The organism is Kitasatospora sp. CM 4170, assembly GCF_032110285.1.
Lineage (GTDB): Bacteria > Actinomycetota > Actinomycetes > Streptomycetales > Streptomycetaceae > Kitasatospora > Kitasatospora aburaviensis.
Genome location: NZ_CP134877.1, coordinates 4669461 through 4688394, shown reverse-complemented (window position 1 = coordinate 4688394; position 18934 = coordinate 4669461). Strand labels below are relative to the sequence as shown.

Annotated in this window: 15 protein-coding genes; 11 read left to right on the top strand and 4 right to left on the bottom strand. The window is 74.1% G+C overall.

Annotation, left to right across the window (positions count from 1 at the left end):
• Positions 1-69 precede the first annotated feature (69 nt).
• The 5 genes from RMN57_RS19870 to RMN57_RS19850 all read left to right on the top strand — a co-directional run bounded on the left by RMN57_RS19870 (position 70) and on the right by RMN57_RS19850 (position 6876).
• Positions 70-1047, top strand: a complete 978-nt coding sequence (locus RMN57_RS19870; protein WP_313764693.1) for an NAD(P)H-quinone oxidoreductase — start codon at positions 70-72, stop codon at positions 1045-1047.
• Between the two features lie 201 nt (positions 1048-1248).
• The gene (locus RMN57_RS19865) at positions 1249-2340 is read left to right on the top strand and encodes a hypothetical protein (protein ID WP_313764692.1); all 1092 of its coding nucleotides are present in this window, start codon (positions 1249-1251) and stop codon (positions 2338-2340) included.
• A gap of 296 nt (positions 2341-2636) precedes the next feature.
• Positions 2637-3194 carry a bacterial proteasome activator family protein gene (locus tag RMN57_RS19860; RefSeq protein WP_313767888.1) on the top strand — a complete coding sequence of 186 codons (558 nt, stop codon included), beginning with the start codon at positions 2637-2639 and terminating at the stop codon, positions 3192-3194.
• Positions 3195-3552: 358 nt separating this feature from the next.
• The gene (locus RMN57_RS19855; RefSeq protein ID WP_313764691.1) at positions 3553-4980 is read left to right on the top strand and encodes a protein kinase domain-containing protein; all 1428 of its coding nucleotides are present in this window, start codon (positions 3553-3555) and stop codon (positions 4978-4980) included.
• A gap of 111 nt (positions 4981-5091) precedes the next feature.
• Entirely contained in the window at positions 5092-6876 is a 1785-nt protein-coding gene (locus RMN57_RS19850; RefSeq protein ID WP_313764690.1) for a protein kinase domain-containing protein, read from the top strand.
• Positions 6877-6885: 9 nt separating this feature from the next.
• On the opposite strand, the gene RMN57_RS19845 is transcribed toward RMN57_RS19850, so the two are convergent.
• Positions 6886-7974, bottom strand: coding sequence for a phosphotransferase (locus RMN57_RS19845; RefSeq protein ID WP_313764689.1), 1089 nt, complete (start codon positions 7972-7974; stop codon positions 6886-6888).
• Between the two features lie 111 nt (positions 7975-8085).
• Positions 8086-8745, bottom strand: a complete 660-nt coding sequence (locus RMN57_RS19840; protein ID WP_313764688.1) for a response regulator transcription factor — start codon at positions 8743-8745, stop codon at positions 8086-8088.
• Positions 8746-9124: 379 nt separating this feature from the next.
• Between RMN57_RS19840 and pdhA the strand changes: the two genes are divergently transcribed.
• The 3 genes from pdhA to RMN57_RS19825 are packed head-to-tail and all read left to right on the top strand — an operon-like array spanning position 9125 to position 12692.
• Positions 9125-10279 (top strand): pyruvate dehydrogenase (acetyl-transferring) E1 component subunit alpha, encoded by a 1155-nt coding sequence (pdhA, locus tag RMN57_RS19835; protein WP_380234828.1) that lies wholly within the window; start codon positions 9125-9127, stop codon positions 10277-10279.
• The gene (locus RMN57_RS19830) at positions 10279-11253 is read left to right on the top strand and encodes an alpha-ketoacid dehydrogenase subunit beta (RefSeq protein WP_380234830.1); all 975 of its coding nucleotides are present in this window, start codon (positions 10279-10281) and stop codon (positions 11251-11253) included. Before pdhA ends, RMN57_RS19830 begins: the two co-directional genes overlap by 1 nt.
• Before the next feature lie 14 nt (positions 11254-11267).
• Positions 11268-12692 (top strand): dihydrolipoamide acetyltransferase family protein, encoded by a 1425-nt coding sequence (locus tag RMN57_RS19825; protein WP_313764686.1) that lies wholly within the window; start codon positions 11268-11270, stop codon positions 12690-12692.
• 76 nt (positions 12693-12768) lie between these two features.
• On the opposite strand, the gene RMN57_RS19820 is transcribed toward RMN57_RS19825, so the two are convergent.
• A complete protein-coding gene (locus RMN57_RS19820; protein WP_313764685.1) occupies positions 12769-13674 on the bottom strand; it encodes a hypothetical protein in 906 nt (301 codons plus the stop codon).
• A gap of 219 nt (positions 13675-13893) precedes the next feature.
• On the opposite strand from RMN57_RS19820, the gene RMN57_RS19815 reads away from it, so the two are divergent.
• The 3 genes from RMN57_RS19815 (at position 13894) to RMN57_RS19805 (ending at position 17962) form a co-directional block, all read left to right on the top strand.
• Positions 13894-15120, top strand: coding sequence for a benzoate/H(+) symporter BenE family transporter (locus RMN57_RS19815; RefSeq protein ID WP_313764684.1), 1227 nt, complete (start codon positions 13894-13896; stop codon positions 15118-15120).
• A 239-nt stretch (positions 15121-15359) separates the two neighbouring features.
• The gene (locus RMN57_RS19810; protein WP_313764683.1) at positions 15360-16538 is read left to right on the top strand and encodes a M64 family metallopeptidase; all 1179 of its coding nucleotides are present in this window, start codon (positions 15360-15362) and stop codon (positions 16536-16538) included.
• Positions 16539-16609: 71 nt separating this feature from the next.
• Positions 16610-17962 (top strand): MFS transporter, encoded by a 1353-nt coding sequence (locus RMN57_RS19805; protein WP_313764682.1) that lies wholly within the window; start codon positions 16610-16612, stop codon positions 17960-17962.
• 59 nt (positions 17963-18021) lie between these two features.
• On the opposite strand, the gene RMN57_RS19800 is transcribed toward RMN57_RS19805, so the two are convergent.
• Complete coding sequence (locus RMN57_RS19800) at positions 18022-18864, bottom strand: Bro-N domain-containing protein (protein ID WP_313764681.1); 843 nt, start codon at positions 18862-18864, stop codon at positions 18022-18024.
• Positions 18865-18934 lie beyond the last annotated feature (70 nt).

Genomic DNA, 18934 nt, shown 5'->3' with positions numbered 1-18934 from the left:
GGCCGCAGCGCGCGGTTGGGCCGCGCGGGGCGCGCCCTGCGGCCGGTCGGCGCGGAGTAGCTTCGGGGCATGCATGCGATGACGATTCCTGAACCCGGCGGTCCCGAGGCGCTGGTCTGGGCCGAGGTGCCGGATCCGGTGCCCGGCGAGGGGGAGGTCCTGGTCGAGGTGGCGGCCACCGCCGTCAACCGGGCCGACCTGCTGCAGCGGCAGGGCTTCTACAACCCGCCGCCCGGCAGTCCGCTCTACCCGGGGCTGGAGTGCTCGGGGCGGATCACCGCGCTGGGCGCCGGGGTGGCCGGCTGGGCGGTCGGCGACGAGGTCTGTGCGCTGCTGGTCGGCGGCGGCTACGCGCAGCGGGTGGCGGTGCCGGTCGGGCAGCTGCTGCCGGTGCCCAAGGGGCTGAGCCTGGAGCAGGCCGCGGCGCTGCCCGAGGTGGTCTCGACGGTCTGGTCGAACGTCTTCCTCACCGCCCGCCTGCGGCCCGGCGAGACGGTGCTGCTGCACGGCGGGGCGAGCGGGATCGGGACGATGGCGATCCAGCTGGCCAAGGCGGTCGGCGCCCGGGTGGCGGTGACGGCGGGCAGCGCCGAGAAGCTCGCCCGCTGCACCGAGCTGGGGGCGGACATCGCGATCGACTACCGGGAGCAGGACTTCGTCGAGGCGCTCCGGGAGGCCACCGGCGGCGCCGGGGCGGACGTCATCCTGGACATCATGGGCGCCAAGTACCTGCAACGGAACGTGGACGCGCTCGCGGTCAACGGGCGGCTCGTGATCATCGGCCTGCAGGGCGGGGTGAAGGGCGAGCTCGACCTCAACAGCCTGCTGCGCAAGCGCGGTGCGGTGATCGCCACCAATCTGCGCGGCCGGCCGCTGGCGGAGAAGGCCGCGATCGTGGCGGCGGTGCGCGAGCACGTCTGGCCGCTGGTCGAGTCCGGGGTGGTCCGGCCGGTGATCGACCGGGTGCTGCCGCTGACGGACGCCGCCGAGGGGCACCGGGTGCTGGAGAACGGCGAGCAGGTCGGCAAGGTGGTGCTGCGGGCCTGAGGGCCTGAGGGCCTGCGGGCCCGGGCGGCCCGGCCCCGGCGGAGGGCCGCCGGGACGGCGGACGGGTACCGCGGCAGGGGGGCGGCGGTTGGTGCACAGCCGTTCGAAATGCCCGGATTGTCGGATTGTGTGAGGCTGGTCGGGAGCTGTCCCGCCGCCGACCGCGCCTGTGCGCGGCCGGCCGTCGGAAGGACCTCGATCGTGGCCGCACCTTCGAACGCGCTCCTCGGGCCGCTGCCCGCCGCGGTCCCGTCCCGCAGCCGTACCGGCCGCCGGACCCGCAGCTGCACCCGCCGCCGGATCCGATGCCGTACCGGCCGCCGACTGCGGGCGCTGCAGGCGGTGGCGGTACTCGGTCTGGTCGTGCCGCTCGCCCTCGCCCCCGCCGCGGTGGCGGTCGCGGCGGGCCCGGCCGCCCCCGCCGGGCAGCCGGTCGGGCCGGGGGCGACCTCGCCGCCCGGCGTGCCGGCGTTCGAACCGTCCGCCCCAGGACCGTCCGCCCCCGGGTCGTCCGCCCCAGGACCGTCGGACGCCGGGCCGTCGGCCGGGCCCGCCGCCGGGCCGGGGCCGTCCGCCGACGCCGAGCCGTCGGGTGCGGCCGGGTCCACCCCGTCCGCCGCCCCGGCGTCCGGGCCGGGCCGGACCGGCTCGCCCACCGCGGGGGCCGCGACCTCCGGCGCGCCCTCGTCCCCCGCCGCGGCGCCGGAACCGTCGGACGCCGGGCCGCCCGCCGCCCCGCCCGAGCCACCGGGACCCGGCGGGCCCACGGTGGCCGGGGCGTCGGGCCCGGGCCCGCTCTGGCAGTCCGCGCAGTCGCCGCACCAGGCCGGCCGCCCCCGGTCGACGGCCGCCGGGCCGTGGGCCGAGCGGGGCCCGGGGCACCGGCACCGTCCGGCCTCGGCGCCCGAGCGTGCCGAGGCGGTCCCCGACCGGACCCCGGACCGGGCGCCACTGCAGTCGGTCGAGCGGCCCGTGGAGCAGCAGGCCGGGAAGCCGGTGGAGCAGTCCGTCGAGCAGCAGGTCGGGCAGTCGATCGAGGCCGGGCAGTCGGTGCTGGGCGCCGACGCGGCAGCGCCGGACACCACCGGGGCCGGGCCGGCCGAGGACGGCACCGGGACGGGCGGCACGGCGCTCGCCGCGGGGGAGTCCGCCCCGCAGGCCGTCGCGGCCGTCCCGGTCGTCGTCCCCGCACGCTGGGGCGACGCGTCGACCCGGCAGCTGCCGCTCGGCGCCGGCCTCGGTCTGATCGGCTGCGGCCTCGGTCTGATCGGCCTGCGGTTGCGCAAGGGCTGAGCCCGCGCACCGGCCGCCCCGCACCGGACCCCGCCTGGCAACGGACCCCGCTGCGCGAGAGCCCCGCCGCCAGGAGAACCACGCTGCGCCGCCGCGCGGACTGAGTATCCGTACGGATGCCCGGAGCCCGCCCGGCGGCGTAGCGTCGTGCGTGGTGGCGGACGGTGCGGCCGGCGGGGACCGAAGGGCGGGTTCGCCGGAACCGGGGGCTTCCGTCCGACCAACCCCAGTGAGGGAGAATGTGGTTCATGACGAATCCGATGGACGAGCGCTCGTCGCAGGAGATGTACCAGGCCATGGGCGGGCAGCCGCAGGACGGCCAGAAGGTGCTGATCGTCGGACCGGACGGGCTTCCGGTGGGCGAGGGTTTCGCCGCGCCGGCGGGTGACGACGCCCAAGGCCCGCGCGAGCTCCCGGTGACCGAGATGGTGGAGCAGCCCGCCAAGGTCATGCGGATCGGCAGCATGATCAAGCAGCTGCTGGAGGAGGTCCGGGCGGCACCCCTCGACGAGGCCAGCCGGGCCCGGCTGAAGGACATCCACGCCAGCTCCATCAAGGAGCTGGAGCTCGGCCTGGCCCCCGAACTGGTCGCCGAGCTGGAGCGGTTGTCGCTGCCGTTCACCGAGGACTCCATCCCCACCGAGGCGGAGCTGCGGATCGCCCAGGCCCAGCTGGTGGGCTGGCTGGAGGGGCTGTTCCACGGCATCCAGACCGCGCTGTTCGCCCAGCAGATGGCGGCGCGCGCGCAGTTGGAGCAGATGCGCCGGGCGCTGCCGCCCGGTCTGCACGGCGGTGACCACGAGGGCGACGACGGCGCCGAGGGCCGCGGTATCCGGTCCGGCCCGTACCTCTAGGGCGAACCCGTACCTCCGGGGCGAACAGGGGAACCGGCCCGCGCCCGCACCCGCGGGCGGGGCGCCCCGGAGGGCGGCCGCCCGGCCTCCGGCGCCGGAGTTGGGACGTACCGCCACGACCCGGCGCCGGGCGGACCGGCGCCCGCACCACCACCGGGTGACGGGTTGCGGCCCGGACACAGTGTCGGCCCTGCGCCGATCACTGTCGCCGCGAGCCGATACCCTGGGCCCCTGTCGCAGGGCGGGCGAGCGCCGCGACGGGGACGGGCGGGCCAGGGGGCCCGGCCCGCACCACGCAGGACCAGACCGAACGTCACGGTCGCGGCGGCACGGCCGCGCCGAGGGGGAGCAGAGGACCATGAGCGAGCACGGCAACGCGGTCGAGGGCCACTCCCTGGGCAACGGCAGGTACGTGCTGCAGCGGGTGCTCGGCGAGGGCGGCATGGCCTCCGTGCACCTCGCCTACGACAACGTGCTGGACCGCCAGGTCGCGCTGAAGAGCATGCACGCCGAGCTGGGCCGCGACGAGACCTTCAAGGAGCGGTTCCGCCGCGAGGCCCAGTCGGTGGCCCGGCTGGAGCACGCCAACATCGTCACCGTCTACGACAGCGGCGAGGACGTCGCCGCGGACGGTTCCAGCACGCCGTTCATCGTGATGCAGCTGGTCGACGGCAAGGGCCTGCGCGACGTGATCAACGAGGCGGTCGCGCAGTACGGCGCGGTGCCCACCGCCGAGGCGCTGCGGATCACCGTCGGCGTGCTGAACGCGCTGGAGGCCTCGCACGACCAGGGCCTGGTCCACCGCGACATCAAGCCCGGCAACGTCATGTTCGACCGCAAGGGCACCGTCAAGGTCATGGACTTCGGCATCGCCCGCGCGCTGGACAGCGGGGTCACGTCGATGACCCAGACCGGGATGGTGGTCGGCACCCCGCAGTACCTCTCGCCCGAGCAGGCGCTCGGCAAGCCGGTGGACGCCCGCTCCGACCTCTACTCGGTCGGCGTGATGCTCTTCGAGATGCTCACCGGCCAGCTGGTCTTCGACGGTGACTCGGCGTTCTCGATCGCCTACAAGCACGTGCAGGAGGAGCCGGCCGCGCCCTCCACGATCAACCGGGCGGTCAACCCGGCGGTGGACGCCTTCGTCGCCCAGGCGCTGCGCAAGGACCCGGCGCACCGGTTCCCGAGCGCGGTGGCGATGCGCGACGAGGCCGAGCGGCTGATCGCGGCGGAGAAGGGCGGCAACGGCAACCAGCTGGCCGCCAGCACCCCGCTGGTGATCACCGACGGCCCGCGCTCGGTGCACGCGGCGCCGCAGGCCCCGCACACGCCGCAGACGCCGCAGCCGCAGTTCCTCCAGCAGGGCGGGCAGCAGGGCTTCCAGACCCCGCCGCCGGCCTTCCAGACTCCGCCGCCGGCGTTCCAGACCCCGCAGCCCTTCCCGCAGCAGGCGCACACCCCGCCGCCGGCCTTCCAGACCCCGCCGCCCGCGTTCCGGACGCCGCAGCCCTTCCCGCAGCAGGCGCACACCCCGCCGCCGCAGCCGATGCCGATGCCCGCGCCGCCGTTCCAGCCGGCTCCGGCGTCCAACAGCGGCGGCTGCTCCACGGCCCTGGTGATCGTCGGCATCATCATCGGCGTGATCGTGCTCGCGATCGTCATCATCGCCATCGTGGTGACCAAGGCGGAGAAGGAGGGCACCACGAAGAAGACCACGCGGAGCGCCGAGCGGCCCGCGACCGTCCTGTACCTGGACGCCCCGACCGACCGGAATGGCCTGCTCTGATGCGTTCCGCCCGGATCGGGCGTGCTACGGGGGAAGGCCGAAGGCGGTAGCGTTCGGGGATACGAAGCGACAGGGCACCGCGATCCGAGCGAAGGCCCGGGGCGAGGAGCGATGGCACAGACGCATCAGCCGGACGACGACGAGGGTGCCTGGACGGCCGGCCCGGTCGGCGAGCCCCCGAAGGCGGGCGAAGCCGGTGGCGACGGTGCGACCACCGCGCTCCCGCCCTACGGCGGCGGCCCCCGGACGCCCGGCCGGGGCACCGCGGCCCCGCTCGGCACGGTCGGCGACGGCCGCTACCGGCTGACCCACCGGCTCGGCCGCGGCGGCATGGCCGAGGTGCTCGCGGCCCAGGACATCCGGCTGGGCCGCACGGTCGCGGTCAAGCTGCTCCGCGGCGAGCTGGCCCAGGACGAGATCGCCCGGCTGCGGTTCACGCGCGAGGCACACGCCGTCGCGGCGCTCAACCACCACTCGATCGTCTCGGTCTACGACACGGGCGAGGAGTACGTCGGCGACGAGTCGACGCCGTACATCGTCATGGAGCTGGTCGAGGGCCGGACCGTCCGCGAGCTGCTGGTGGACGAGGAGGCGCCGCCGGTCGACCAGGCGCTGATCATCATCGCCGGGGTGCTGGAGGCGCTCGCCTACAGCCACCGGCACGGCATCGTGCACAGGGACATCAAGCCCGCCAACGTCATCATCACCACCACCGGCGCGGTGAAGGTGATGGACTTCGGCATCGCCCGCGCGCTCACCGGCACCGCCAGCACGATGACCCAGACCGGCATGGTCATGGGCACCCCGCAGTACCTCTCGCCCGAGCAGGCGCTCGGCAAGCCGGTGGACCACCGCTCGGACCTCTATGCGGCCGGCTGCATGCTCTACGAGCTGCTGACGCTGCGCCCGCCGTTCACCGGCGACACCCCGCTCTCGGTGGTCTACCAGCACGTGCAGGACATGCCGGTGCCGCCGTCGCAGGCGAACGGGCGGGTGCCGGCGGCGCTCGACCACCTGGTGCTGCGCTCGCTGGCCAAGAACCCCGACGACCGGTTCCAGGACGCCGACGAGTTCCGCGCCCACGTCCAGCACGCGCTGCGCGAGATGCACGGCGCCGGCGGGGCCTGGGCGGCGGGCGCCGCGGCGGCCGGACTGGCGGCCGCGGGCCAGGGCCACAGCGGGGCGACCCCGGTGATCGGCACGGACGAGACCGCCGTGCTCGGCTCCGGTGCGTCCGGCGACGCGACGACGATGATGCCGTTCCCGCCGTCCACGTCGTCGCAGACCCCGTCCACGCCCTACCCGGGTGCCGGCGGACCGTACGGCGGGGCCGCCGACGGCCCGGGCGGCGACGGCGGCGACGGGAACGGCTCCGGGCGGCGGCGCGGCCCGTGGGGCTGGGTGGCCGGCGCCGTGGCGGTGCTGGTCGCCGCCGGGGCCGGCATCGGGTTCGCGCTGAGCGGCGACGGCGGCGACGGCGGGACGAAGCACGGGCCGACGCCCAGTGCGACGGTGTCGACCGCCACCACGACCGAGGCCGGGACGCCCACCACGGGCCCGTCCCCGACCACGGCGCCGACCACGCAGGCCACGCGGCGGCCGCAGCAGCCGACCGACAACACCTTCGGCGGCAACCAGAGCCAGGCGCCCACGGTGCCCTCCGGCAAGCACACGCCGACCTCCAGCGCGACCGCCACCGGGACCAGGTCGTCGTCGCCGTCGGCGTCGGCGACCGGGACCCCGACGGGCGGTGCGACCGGGACCCCGACGGGCGGTGCGACCGGCACGCCCACCGGTGGGGCGACGGCGACCCAGCCGCCGCCGAAGCCGACCTCGACCAGTGGTGGTGGCGGTGGCGGCGGCGCCAGCCCCACCATCCCACCGCTCGGCGGCTGACCGCCCGGGTCAGTTGGCGAAGGCGTCCAGGACCTGCTCGTACTCCTGGCACCACCACGCCAACTGGCCCGCCGAGGCGGGGTAGAGCGGGTCGGCCCGGTGGTCGGCCCGCTGGTAGCGCCACTGGAGCATCCAGAAGTCGTTGAGCCGCTCCCACCAGACCCGGTGCACCGCGGCGGCCAGGTGCTCCGCGGTGGCGGCCCCGGTGGCCCGGTAGGCCTGCGAGTAGTGCCGGACCCGGACCAGGTCGAGGACCCCGGTCGTCCGGTCGTTGAAGACCAGCGTGGCGGCGCGGACGGCCTCCTCCGCGCGCGGCTGGGGACCGAGCTTGTCCCAGTCCAGGACGGCCGTGATCCGGCCGTCCTCGTGCAGCAGGTTGAGCCCGTGGAAGTCGCCGTGCGTCCAGCCGGTGGGCGGAGCGGCCGTCGGCTCCGGCCGGCGGTGGGCGTGTTCGGCCAGGAGGTCCAGCCGTTCGTCGAGGCGCCGTTCCACCAGGGCGTCCAGCTCGCCGTACGGGCGGTGGTCGCGGGCGCGCAGCTGCAGTTCGCGGGCGAGCGCCGCGCTGTCGAGCGGGTCGGCGCTGCGGTAGCCGGCGGGTTGTGCGGCCGGGGCGCAGACCTCGTCGAGTGCGCCGTGCAGGTGCCCCAGCAGCGCGCCCAGTTCGTCGCACTGCGGCAGGGTGAGGTCGCCACCGTGCCGGTGTCGGCCACTCACCCAGGGGAAGAGCGCGAACAGCCGGCCGCCGAACGCGGCCACCGTGCCGGAGCGTTCGGCGCAGCCCAGCGGAGGGGCGACGGGCAGTCCGCGCGCGTGCAGCGCGCCCATCGCGCGGTGGTGGTCGGAGATCGCCCCGCGGTTGGCGGTGGCGGCGTCGACGTAGCACTTCAGGAAGTAGGTGCCGGCCTCGGTGGTCACCTGGTAGCCGCGGTTCAACAGGCCCTCGGCGACCGGCTCGGCGGTCAGCAGCCGCCCCACCCGGTAGCGGCGCAGGACCTCGGCGAGAGCGGCGTGCGGGACGGGCGGGCTGAGCGTCCCTATCGGGGGTGCGGAGAGGTCGGGGCGGGCCGGGGCACAGGCGAGGGTCTGGCTGAAAGTCACAGCCCGAGGTTAGGGCCACCTGGTGAGGGTCCTTGACAAAGCGTCAGCTGTGTGTATGCGACGGGGCCGGGTGGCGCGACGGGACCGGCCGGTGCTCCGGCCGACGCCGCGTCAGTGTTGCTGGTCGGCCTGGTGCCGGGCCACGAAGGCCGCGGCCTGGGTGCGCCGCTCCATGCCCATCTTGGCCAGCAGGCTGGAGACGTAGTTCTTCACGGTCTTCTCGGCCAGGTGCAGTTCGTTGCCGATCTGGCGGTTGGTCATCCCCTCGCCGATCAGGTCGAGGATGCGCCGCTCCTGCCTGGTCAGCTGGGCCAGCCGTTCGTCCTCCTTCTCGCCGCCGTCGCGCAGCCGGGCCAGGACCCGGCTGGTGGCGACCGGGTCGAGCAGCGACCGGCCGGCGGCCACGTCCCGGACGGCGGTGATCAGGTCGGTGCCGCGGATCGCCTTCAGGACGTAGCCGGAGGCGCCCGCCATGATCGAGTCGAACAGCGCCTCGTCGTCCGAGAACGAGGTCAGCATCAGGCACTTGATCTCCGGCAGCCGGGAGCGGACCTCGCGGCAGACCTCCACGCCGTTGCCGTCCGGGAGCCGGACGTCGAGCACGGCGACGTCGGGGTGGGCGGCCGGGATCCTGATCATGGCCTCGGCGGCGGTGCCGGCCTCGCCGACCACCTCGATGTCGTCCTCGACCGAAAGCAGATCGTGGACGCCCCGCCGGACCACCTCGTGATCGTCGAGCAGGAATACCCTGATTTGTCCGTTATCAGTCACGCGCAAAGCCTCCCATATCACCCTACAAAAGACCTCTCGCCCGCACCGGGCCGGGATCGTTATCCGGCCAGAGCGGTCAAAACCGATGCCGGTAACCCCCTTACGCGGAGGCCTCCGCCCGGATAACGTGCGCTGGTGTCCTGAAGGCGACCGAATTGAGAGCTGCGCCACACCCGCAGTTGTCGGAGCCCAACAAGTAGGACGTCCTAGCGCAAGGGCGCCAAGGGCTGCCGCTGGGTAACGTTCTCGTGAGGGACGCCGTCGGAACAGGATCACCACCAGCCTCGCAGCCGGTGCGCACACCCACGCGCGCCCCGCAAGGCGGTGACCGGACCGGTCACCGGCGACCCCGGGCGGCCGGACAGACCGAGGAGTGAACGTGACCGTCAAAAGCACGGCGAGGGCTCGCAAGAAGGCGGCCCCCGGCGTCCCTGACACCCTCCGCGCCACGGGTACGGACGCCCAGCCGGAGCTCGTACAGCTGCTCACCCCGGAAGGGGAGCGGGTCGAGCACAAGGACTTCCCGCTCACCACCACCCCGGAGGAGCTGCGCGCCCTCTACCGCGACCTGGTGCTGGTGCGCCGGTTCGACGCGGAGGCCACCGCGCTGCAGCGCCAGGGCGAGCTGGGCCTGTGGGCCTCGCTGCTCGGGCAGGAGGCCGCCCAGGTCGGGTCCGGGCGGGCCATGCGCACCGGCGACTACGCCTTCCCCACGTACCGCGAGCACGGCGTGGCCTGGTGCCGCGACGTGGACCCGCTGAACCTGCTCGGCATGTTCCGCGGCGTGAACCACGGCGGCTGGGATCCGAACGAGAAGAACTTCCACCTCTACACCATCGTGATCGGTGCGCAGACCCTGCACGCCACCGGTTACGCGATGGGCATCTCCAAGGACGGCGCGGACGACGCGGTGATCGCCTACTTCGGCGACGGCGCCTCCAGCCAGGGCGACGTCAACGAGGCCTTCACCTTCGCCTCGGTCTACAACTCCCCGGTCGTGTTCTTCTGCCAGAACAACCAGTGGGCGATCTCCGAGCCCACCACCACCCAGACCAAGATCCCGCTGTACCGGCGGGCCTCCGGCTTCGGCTTCCCGGGCGTCCGGGTCGACGGCAACGACGTGCTGGCCTGCCTGGCCGTCACCCGCTGGGCACTCGACCACGCCCGCAGCGGCAACGGCCCGGTGCTGATCGAGGCGTTCACCTACCGGATGGGCGCGCACACCACCTCCGACGACCCCACCCGCTACCGGATGGCCGAGGAGACCGAGGCCTGGAAGGCCAAGGACCCGATCATCCGGCTCAAGGCGCTCCTGGAGAAGGAGGGCCTGGCCGACGAGGAGTTCTTCGCCTCGATCGACGCCGAGAGCGAGCAGCTGGGGCTGCGGGTGCGCGAGGGCGTGCGGAGCATGCCGGACCCGGACCCGACCCTGATCTTCGACCACGTGTACGCGGAGCCGCACGCTCTGGTCGATGAGGAACGGGCCGAGTACCTGGAGTACGCGGCCTCCTTCGAGGCGGGGGAGAACCTCTGATGGCCGGTCAGCTCAGCATCGCGAAGGCGCTGAACGAGGCGCTGCGCAAGTCGCTGGAGAACGACCCGAAGACCGTCCTGATGGGCGAGGACATCGGCAAGCTCGGCGGCGTGTTCCGGATCACCGACGGTCTGCAGAAGGACTTCGGCGACGGCCGGGTCATCGACACCCCGCTGGCCGAGTCCGGCATCGTCGGCACCGCGATCGGCCTGGCCCTGCGCGGCTACCGCCCGGTCGTGGAGATCCAGTTCGACGGCTTCGTCTACCCCGCCTTCGACCAGATCGTCTCCCAGCTGGCGAAGATGCACGCCCGCGCCCTGGGCCACGTGAAGATGCCGGTCACCGTGCGCATCCCGTACGCCGGCGGCATCGGCGCGGTGGAGCACCACAGCGAGTCGCACGAGGCCTACTTCGCCCACACGGCCGGCCTGAAGGTCGTCACGCCGTCCAACGCGCACGACGCGCACTGGATGCTGCGCCAGGCGATCGAGTCGGACGACCCGGTGATCTTCCTGGAGCCGAAGCGCCGGTACTGGGACAAGGGCGAGGTCGGCGACGCGGCCGACCTGGACCTGCACGCCGCCCGGATCGTGCGCCCCGGCGCCGACGCCACGCTGATCGCCTACGGCCCGATGGTCAAGGTCTGCCTGGAGGCGGCCGCGGCGGCGGAGGAGGACGGCCGCCGACTGGAGGTCGTGGACCTCCGCTCGCTCTCCCCGGTGGACTTCACCACCCTGGAGGAGTCGGTCAAGCGGACCGGGCGCGGCATCGTGGTGCACGAGGCTCCGGTGTTCCTGGGCATGGGCGCCGAGCTGGCCGCCCGCCTCACCGAGAAGTGCTTCTACCACCTGGAGGCGCCGGTCCTGCGGGTCGGCGGCTACTACGCGCCGTACCCGCCGTCCCGGGTCGAGGAGGCCTTCCTCCCGGACCTGGACCGCGTGCTCGACGCCGTCGACCGCGCGCTCGCGTACTGAACCGGGGAGCGACCATGACCACCGAAGTCCGCTCGCTCCGCGAGTTCAAGATGCCCGACGTGGGCGAGGGCCTCACCGAGGCCGAGATCCTCAGCTGGTACGTCAAGCCCGGTGACACCGTCACGGACGGGCAGGTCGTCTGCGAGGTCGAGACCGCCAAGGCCGCCGTGGAGCTGCCGATCCCGTTCAACGGGGTCGTGGAGCAGCTGTTCTTCCCGGAGGGCGCGACGGTCGACGTCGGCACCGTGATCATCTCGGTCGCGGTGGCCGGCGAGGCCGGGGCGGCCGCCCCGGCGGTTCCCGCGCCCGCAGCCGCCCCCGCGCCGGCCGAGGCCGAGCCCGAGCCGGCCGAGCCGGAGCGGCGCGCGGTGCTGGTCGGCTACGGCCCGCGCACCGGCGGCACCCAGCGCCGGGCCCGGCGCACCACCACCACCAAGGTCGCCACCACGGCTCCGGCCGCTCCGGTGGCGCCCGTCGCCCCCGTCGCCCCGGCCCCCGCGCCGGTGGTGCCGGAGCAGCCCTCGGGCGAGCGGCCGCTGGCGAAGCCGCCGGTCCGCAAGCTGGCCAAGGACCTCGGCGTCGACCTGCGGGCCGTCACCCCGACCGGCCCGGCCGGTGTGATCACCCGCGAGGACGTCCACGCGCACGCCGCGGCCGCGGCCGCGGCCGTCGCCCCGGTGGCGGCCCCGGCCGCGCCCGAGGCGTCGGTGGCCGTGCCGGTCGCGGCGTCCGGTGCCGGCGACGTCCGGGTGCCGGTCAAGGGCGTCCGGAAGGCGACCGCGCAGGCGATGGTCGCCTCGGCGTTCACCGCGCCGCACGTCACCGAGTTCGTCCAGGTCGACGTGACCCGGACGATGAAGTTCGTGCGCCGGCTGAAGGAGAGCGGCGAGCTGGGCCGGGACGTCCGGGTCAGCCCGCTGCTGCTGGTCGCCAAGGCGCTGCTGGTCGCGATCAAGCGCCACCCGGAGATCAACGCCCACTGGGACGAGGCCGCCCAGGAGATCGTCATCCGCGGCCAGGTGAACCTCGGCATCGCCGCGGCCACCCCGCGCGGCCTGATCGTCCCGAACATCAAGGACGCGGGCGGCAAGACGCTCTCGGGCCTGGCGGTCTCGCTCGGCGAGCTGATCGACACCGCCCGCCAGGGCAAGACCTCGCCGGCCGACATGCAGGGCGGCACGATCACCATCACCAACGTCGGCGTCTTCGGCGTCGACACCGGCACCCCGATCCTCAACCCGGGCGAGGCGGCGATCCTCGCCTTCGGCGCGGTCCGGGAGCTGCCGTGGGTGCACAAGGGCAAGGTCGTCCCGCGTCAGGTGACCACCCTCGCGCTCTCCTTCGACCACCGCCTGGTGGACGGGGAGCTGGGCTCCAAGGTGCTGGCCGACGTGGCCGCGCTGCTGGAGCACCCGAAGCGCCTCATCACCTGGGGCTGACCGGCCCGGGAGACCGAAGAGGGGCCCTTCCCCCGCACCGCCGTGCGGGGAAGGGCCCTTCTCTTGCCGGGACCGGTCAGCGCTGGGGACGCAGCCGGCGCACGGCGATCATGACGCCGGCGCCCAGGGCCAGGACGGCGGCGGAGGCGGCGGCGAGGAGGCCGGTGGAGGCGTCCGCGCCGGTCTGGGCCAGCTCGGCGGTGCCGGCCGGCGCCGCCGTGGCGGGCGCGGCGGGGGCCACGGGGGCGGCCACGGCCTTGCCGCCGGCGGCCTGCGCCGGCGCGGTCTTGGCGGCGGCCGGCTGGGCGGGCGCCGGCTTGGCGGCGGCGGTCGGCTTGGCCGCAGGGGCGGCGGCCTTCGGGTGGGTGACCTGGACGGTGCGGAAGCCCCAGCGGCCCTGCTCGCCGTTGCCCGAGGAGGCGTCCGTCACCACGGCCAGCTCGTTCAGGCCCTGCGGGGTGTTCGGCGAGAGGGAGACCCGGAACAGCAGGTTGGCCGCCCGGCCGTCGGCCAGGCTCGTCCGCAGCGAGTTCAGGTCGGCGTCGAGCCCGTTGCAGCCGTGGTGGAGCTTGAGCGGCTTCCACGCGCCCTGCGTCATGACCTCGACCCGGACGTCCTCGGCCCGCAGGGAGGTGCCCCGCGTCATGCTCGCCAGACCGAAGCTCGGCTCGACCTTCGGCAGCTCGGCGCCGGTGAAGTTGGCCATCCCCACACCGAATTCGGTCCACGAGCCGTCGGCGCCGATGGTGGCGGCGAGGGGGGCCCGGAAGTCCGCGACGGGCGCGACCGCCTTGTTCGCGGCGCTGGAGTCGATCGCCGGCGGGGTGCCGTAGCGGATGTCCCCGCAGGCCCACGCGGCGTCGGTGGTGAGGATCTGCACACCGCCGGCCACGACGACGGTGGTGGCCAGGGCGGCGAGGGTACGGCGGCCGGAGAAGGCGCGGTCGTTCTTCGCAAAACGGTTGATAACGGACGTACGCATGACGTGACTCCCCAGGGTCATCGTTCTGACGGTGTGGTGGTGAAGACGACCGGCCCCGCTCCTGCAGAGTGGAAGCGCCCCCCGGCTCTGCCGGTCTCGCTCTCCGTGCCTTCATCCGTAAAGACGTCCATCCCCGCCGGGGGTTGCAGGTGGGTTCGGAAGTTTTTCGAGATTCTTTCGAGCGGCCCGCCGAGGGGGTCCCTTCGGGATACTGCCGGGATGGCAGAGGAGCTGATAACCCGTTCGAAGGACCGTCGTACCGATCCCGGGGAACGCCGCTCGCTGCGCCGGGACGCCTCCGTCCCGGCGCTGCTGGCCGGGCTGGTGTGCATCGTGGTCTCGTTCTCCGGGCCGCTGGTGGTGGTGCTCGCGGCGGCCGCCGCGGGGAGGCTGGACGAGGCCCACACCGCGTCCTGGATCTGGGCCGTGGCGATCGGCAGCGGGCTGACCTGTCTGCTGCTCAGCTGGTGGACCCGGACGCCGGTGATCACCGCGTGGTCCACCCCCGGGGCGGCGCTGCTGGTCACCAGCCTCGGCGAGTACCCGTACCGGGAGGCCGTGGGCGCCTTCCTGGTGAGCGCGGTGGTGGTGGCCCTCTTCGGGGTCACCGGGCTGTTCGGCCGACTGATCGCGGCGGTCCCGGCCGGCATCGTCAACGCGATGCTGGCGGGCATCCTCTTCTCCTTCGGCGCCGGGATCTTCGGGGCGGTGCACGGTGCGCCCGTCCTGGTGCTCGGCAGCTTCGCGGCGTTCCTGCTGGCCAAGCGGCTGGCGCCGCGGTACGCCGTCCCGGCCGCGCTGCTGGCCGGCGGGGTGCTGGCGGCCGCCACCGTCGGGCTGCCGCTGCACCTGGGCCCGGGCGGGCCGACCCGGCCGGTGCTGACCGTGCCCGCCTTCTCCGGGCCGGCCATGGTCGGCCTGGCGCTGCCGCTCACCATCGTCGCGCTGGCCTCGCAGAACGCCCCCGGCCTCGGGGTGATGCGGGCCTTCGGCTACCGGCCGGACGACCGGCTGCTGATCGGGGCCACCGGCGGGCTCTCCGTCCTGCTGGCGCCCTTCGGTTCGCCGGGGGTCAACCTCGCGGCGATCACCGCCGCCATCTGCGCCGGCCCGGAGAGCCACCCGGACCCGCGCCGCCGTTATGTCGCCGGGATGTCGGCGGGCGTGCTCTACCTCCTGGTCGGCAGCTTCGGGGGTGTGCTGGTGAGCCTGTTCACCGGCCTGCCGAAGGAGCTGATCGCGGTGGTCGCCGGGGTGGCGCTGCTGGCCTCGCTCCAGGGCAGCCTGGCCACCGCGGTCGCCGAGGAGCGCGGCCGGGACGCCGCGCTGGTGACCTTCCTGGCCACCGCCTCCGGAATGAGCCTGTTCGGCATCGGCTCGGCGTTCTGGGGCCTGCTGCTCGGCCTCGCCACCCACCTGGTGCTGGAGGTGCGCCGGGGCGGCTGAGGTCACGGTCCGTGAGCGCGGTCCAGATGGTCGGACTCATCGGTATGACCGGGGTGATCCTGGTTGTTCGGCCAGGTCGGTGACTTTTTCGCCGGACCGGAGGGGAGACGCGCCGGGCCGGGTACGTCTTCGCGTCCACCACCCGGGCGACGCCGGGTGACCGGATCCCCGAGGACGCACCCCGTATGCCGCCTGGCAACCCTGGCCGTCTCGTCCGGAGTCTGGCCGCGCTCGTGCTGGTGTCCACCGCCGTACTCCCGGCCGCCCTGGAGCTGGCCGGTCCCTCGCCGTTCGGCGTGATCGGCCCCGGCGCCCCCGCCGACCGGGCGGTGCCGCCGCACACCGCCCAGCGCGCCGACCTGCGCGCCGGCGGGGCCGCCCCGACCGTCGACATAAGGCGGACCGGTGACCCGGCCAATCGCATCACCCTGGTCCTGCTCGGCGACGGCTACACCGCCGACGAGCAGGACCTCTTCCGCCAGCAGGCCGACCGGGCCTGGCGGGCGCTGATGGAGATCGAGCCGTTCCGCAGCTACCAGGGCTTCTTCAACATAAGGCGGGTCGAGGTGGTCTCCCCGGTCTCCGGCATCGCCGAGACCGAGAGCCGGGGCCGCCACCCGGACACCCCGCTCGGCATGCACTTCTGGTGCGAGGGCACCGCCCGGCTGCTCTGCGCCGACGAGTCCGCGACCGCCCGCTTCGCCGGCGACGGGGACGGCCCGCAGTACCTGATCGCGCTGGCCAACTCCACCGAGTACGGCGGTGCGGGCGGCACCGGCGTCACGACCCTGGCCGGCGGCAGCCAGGACGCCGGGCGGATCATCCAGCACGAGATAGGGCACACCGTGGGCGACCTCGGGGACGAGTACGACAGCGCCCCGGACGACGCCGACTACCCCAACCTCGCCACCGAGAACGCCGACGAGATGCGCCGCAAGCAGAACAAGTGGTGGCGCTGGCTCGGCGCGGAGTCCCCGGACGGCGGCGGGCCGATCGGCGCCTACCGGAGCGCGAACGGGATCTACCGGCCCACCCAGGACTCGGTGATGCGCACCCTCGGCGGCTCCTACAACCTGCCCTCGCGGGAGGCGATCATCGAGGAGCTCTACCGCCGGGTCCGGCCCACCGACGCCCCGGTGCCCGCCCCCGGCGAGGTGACCGGCCGGCCCCGCCTGGAGGTCCGCCCGCTGCCGCTGGCCGGCCCGCGACAGCTCAAGGTCGACTGGACGGTGGACGGCGTCCCGGTGGAGCCGCAGGCGGCGGACCGCAGCTGGCTCGACACCGCCCTGCTCAACCTGCCCGCCGGGCACGACGCCACCGTCACGGCCACCGTCCGGGACACCACCGACTGGGTCCGGGACGAGGCCTTCCGCGACCGCTACATGACCAGGTCGGTCTCCTGGACGGTGACCGGCTGAGGCGCTTCGTGCCCGACCCGTACCGCCCCGCTCTAGGCGTCCAATCATGGGATGACTAATCTGGGGCCACTATGCCCGTGGAGCCCGCCCGTTCAGCCCGTCCCCTGTCCGCCTCCGCTCCCCGTACCACCGCCGAGCCCGCCCCCCGGGCCGCCGCGGTCGCCCCGCCGCCCGGCGGCCGCGCCGCCTGGCTGGCCTGGGCCATCGGCGCCGGCGTCTACGTCCTCGCCGTCATCCACCGGACCAGCCTGGGCGTGGCCGGCCTCGACGCCGCCGACCGCTTCGGTATCGGCGCGTCCGCGCTCTCCACCTTCTCGATCCTGCAGGTGCTGGTCTACGCGGCCATGCAGATCCCGGTGGGCCTGCTGGTCGACCGCTTCGGCCCGCGCCGGGTGCTGCTGCTCGGCGTCGTGCTGCTCAGCGCCGGGCAGCTCGCCTTCGCCTTCTCCGCCGCCTTCGCCCCCGCGCTGGCCTCCCGGGCGGTGCTGGGCTGCGGCGACGCGATGACCTTCATCAGCGTGCTGCGCATCGCCGCGCGGTGGTTCCCGGCCGCCAGGAACCCGCTCGTCGCGCAGCTGACCGGCCTCGCCGGGATGGGCGGGAACCTGGTCACCACGGTGGTGCTCGCCCGGGCACTGCACAGCGAGGGCTGGACGCCGACCTTCACCGCGATCGCGCTGCTCGGTGCCGGGGTCTTCGCCCTGGTCGCGCTCTTCCTCCGGGAGTCGCCGGCAGGCGCTCCGGTCGCCCCGGTCGCGGCCGCCGCCGTGCCCCGGCCCGCCGTCGGCCGGCAGGTCCGGGAGGCCTGGGGCGAGCCCGGCACCCGGCTCGGGCTCTGGGTGCACTTCACCACCCAGTTCCCCGGCAACGCCTTCGGCCTGCTCTGGGGCCTGCCCTACCTGGTGGAGGCCCAGGGCCTGTCGCGGGAGGGGGCGGGCGGCCTGCTCACCCTGCTGGTGCTCGCCAACATGTCCTTCGGCCTGCTCTTCGGCCGGCTGCTCTCCCGGACCGCCCGGGCCCGGATGCCGATCGTCCTCACCGTGATCGCCGCCACCGCGGCCGGCTGGGCGGTCGTCCTCGCCTGGCCCGGCGGCCGTCCGCCGCTCTGGCTGGTGGTCGGGGTCATCCTGGTGATGGGCACCAACGGCCCGGCCTCCCTGGTCGGCCTCGACTACGCCCGCGCCCTCAACCCGGTCGAGCGCCTCGGCACCGCCTCCGGCATCGTCAACATGGGCGGCTTCATCGGCACGATGGTGACCCTCTTCGGGATCGGCGTCCTCCTCGACGCCCTCACCCCGGCCGACGCCGCCGGCTACTCCGCGGAGGCCTTCCGCTGGGCCTTCTGCTGGCAGTACGTGCCCATGGCGGTCGGCACGCTGATGATCCTGCGCCTGCGGAGGAAGGTCGACCCGGCCGGGGCGTAGGGTCTCCGACCAGGCAGAACGTTGCAACCCTCGCTGGAGGCGAGGGTTGCCCGAGGGGATCAGCCCCCGTACGCGCGCATCAGCTCGGCGATCTGCGGGGGCGATCCGTAGATCCGGGCGCCGTGCAGTTCCGCGTACACGAGCCCGCGATCGGGCGGCGGTGGCACCGGCTCCGCGACGGGTTCCGGCCCTGCCGCACGGCGCAGCCGGATCAGGTCCACCAGCCGCAGCTTCGGGCAGCCCGGGAGCACGCGGCTGCCCCGGATGCCGACCCGCTCCACCGCCGGGCAGGAGTAGTAGCCGCCGAACGGCGGCCCGCTGTCCTCCTCCCGGTCGGGCATGTGGAAGACCATCTCTCCGTGGTGGCAGTGCACCGTCCCGTCGGAGTGGACGGTCACCCCCGGCCAGTCCTCGTGGTCGATCTGCGCGACGATCCGGACCTGTCGGCCGATCGCGTCGGTCAGGGTCTCCGCCATCCGCCGCTGCTGGGTGGGGACGTCGGTGTCCCCACGGCGGACGGAGGGGAGGAGATCCTGTGTGACCCACTCCTGGAAGGGGCCGGCATTGGGCTTGTTCGACCGCATGATCAGCGTGTAGAGGCCGGCCTCGCTGATCACGTTGAGCATCGGGTTTCCGCGCTCGTAGGGTTTCCCACCTGCGGAATCGTGACTAACCTTCCCGAAGGTTAGGTTAATCGAGCGCGAGTTGATGACCTGGGTCTGCCCGTCGCCGAGCACCTGGCGAACGCGGCTCGGGTTGAGCCGGCCGAGCACCCGGCACACGTCCGCCGTGACGAACCACGGCTTCCCGTCGATCATCACCACCCTGATCGGCTGCCCCGTGACCGGGAAGCTGCACCGCACCAGCACCATCCGTTCCTGCTGTTCCTGTTCGTCGCCCATCGGGGCGCCCCTCCTTCTTCCGGGTGACACTCGGTCTGCCCGGAACAACGAGGTCGAACGGGTGAGGTGC

Bases quoted from the DNA above. Each gene is read 5' to 3' on its own strand.
- RMN57_RS19870 (WP_313764693.1), top strand. From the start codon at position 70: ATGCATGCGATGACGATTCCTGAACCCGGCGGTCCCGAGGCGCTGGTC.
- RMN57_RS19815 (WP_313764684.1), top strand. From the start codon at position 13,894: ATGGCAGAGGAGCTGATAACCCGTTCGAAGGACCGTCGTACCGATCCC.
- RMN57_RS19820 (WP_313764685.1), bottom strand. From the start codon at position 13,674: ATGCGTACGTCCGTTATCAACCGTTTTGCGAAGAACGACCGCGCCTTC.
- RMN57_RS19860 (WP_313767888.1), top strand. From the start codon at position 2,637: ATGGGCGGGCAGCCGCAGGACGGCCAGAAGGTGCTGATCGTCGGACCG.
- RMN57_RS19850 (WP_313764690.1), top strand. From the start codon at position 5,092: ATGGCACAGACGCATCAGCCGGACGACGACGAGGGTGCCTGGACGGCC.
- RMN57_RS19800 (WP_313764681.1), bottom strand. From the start codon at position 18,864: ATGGGCGACGAACAGGAACAGCAGGAACGGATGGTGCTGGTGCGGTGC.
- RMN57_RS19805 (WP_313764682.1), top strand. From the start codon at position 16,610: ATGCCCGTGGAGCCCGCCCGTTCAGCCCGTCCCCTGTCCGCCTCCGCT.
- RMN57_RS19855 (WP_313764691.1), top strand. From the start codon at position 3,553: ATGAGCGAGCACGGCAACGCGGTCGAGGGCCACTCCCTGGGCAACGGC.
- RMN57_RS19830 (WP_380234830.1), top strand. From the start codon at position 10,279: ATGGCCGGTCAGCTCAGCATCGCGAAGGCGCTGAACGAGGCGCTGCGC.
- RMN57_RS19825 (WP_313764686.1), top strand. From the start codon at position 11,268: ATGACCACCGAAGTCCGCTCGCTCCGCGAGTTCAAGATGCCCGACGTG.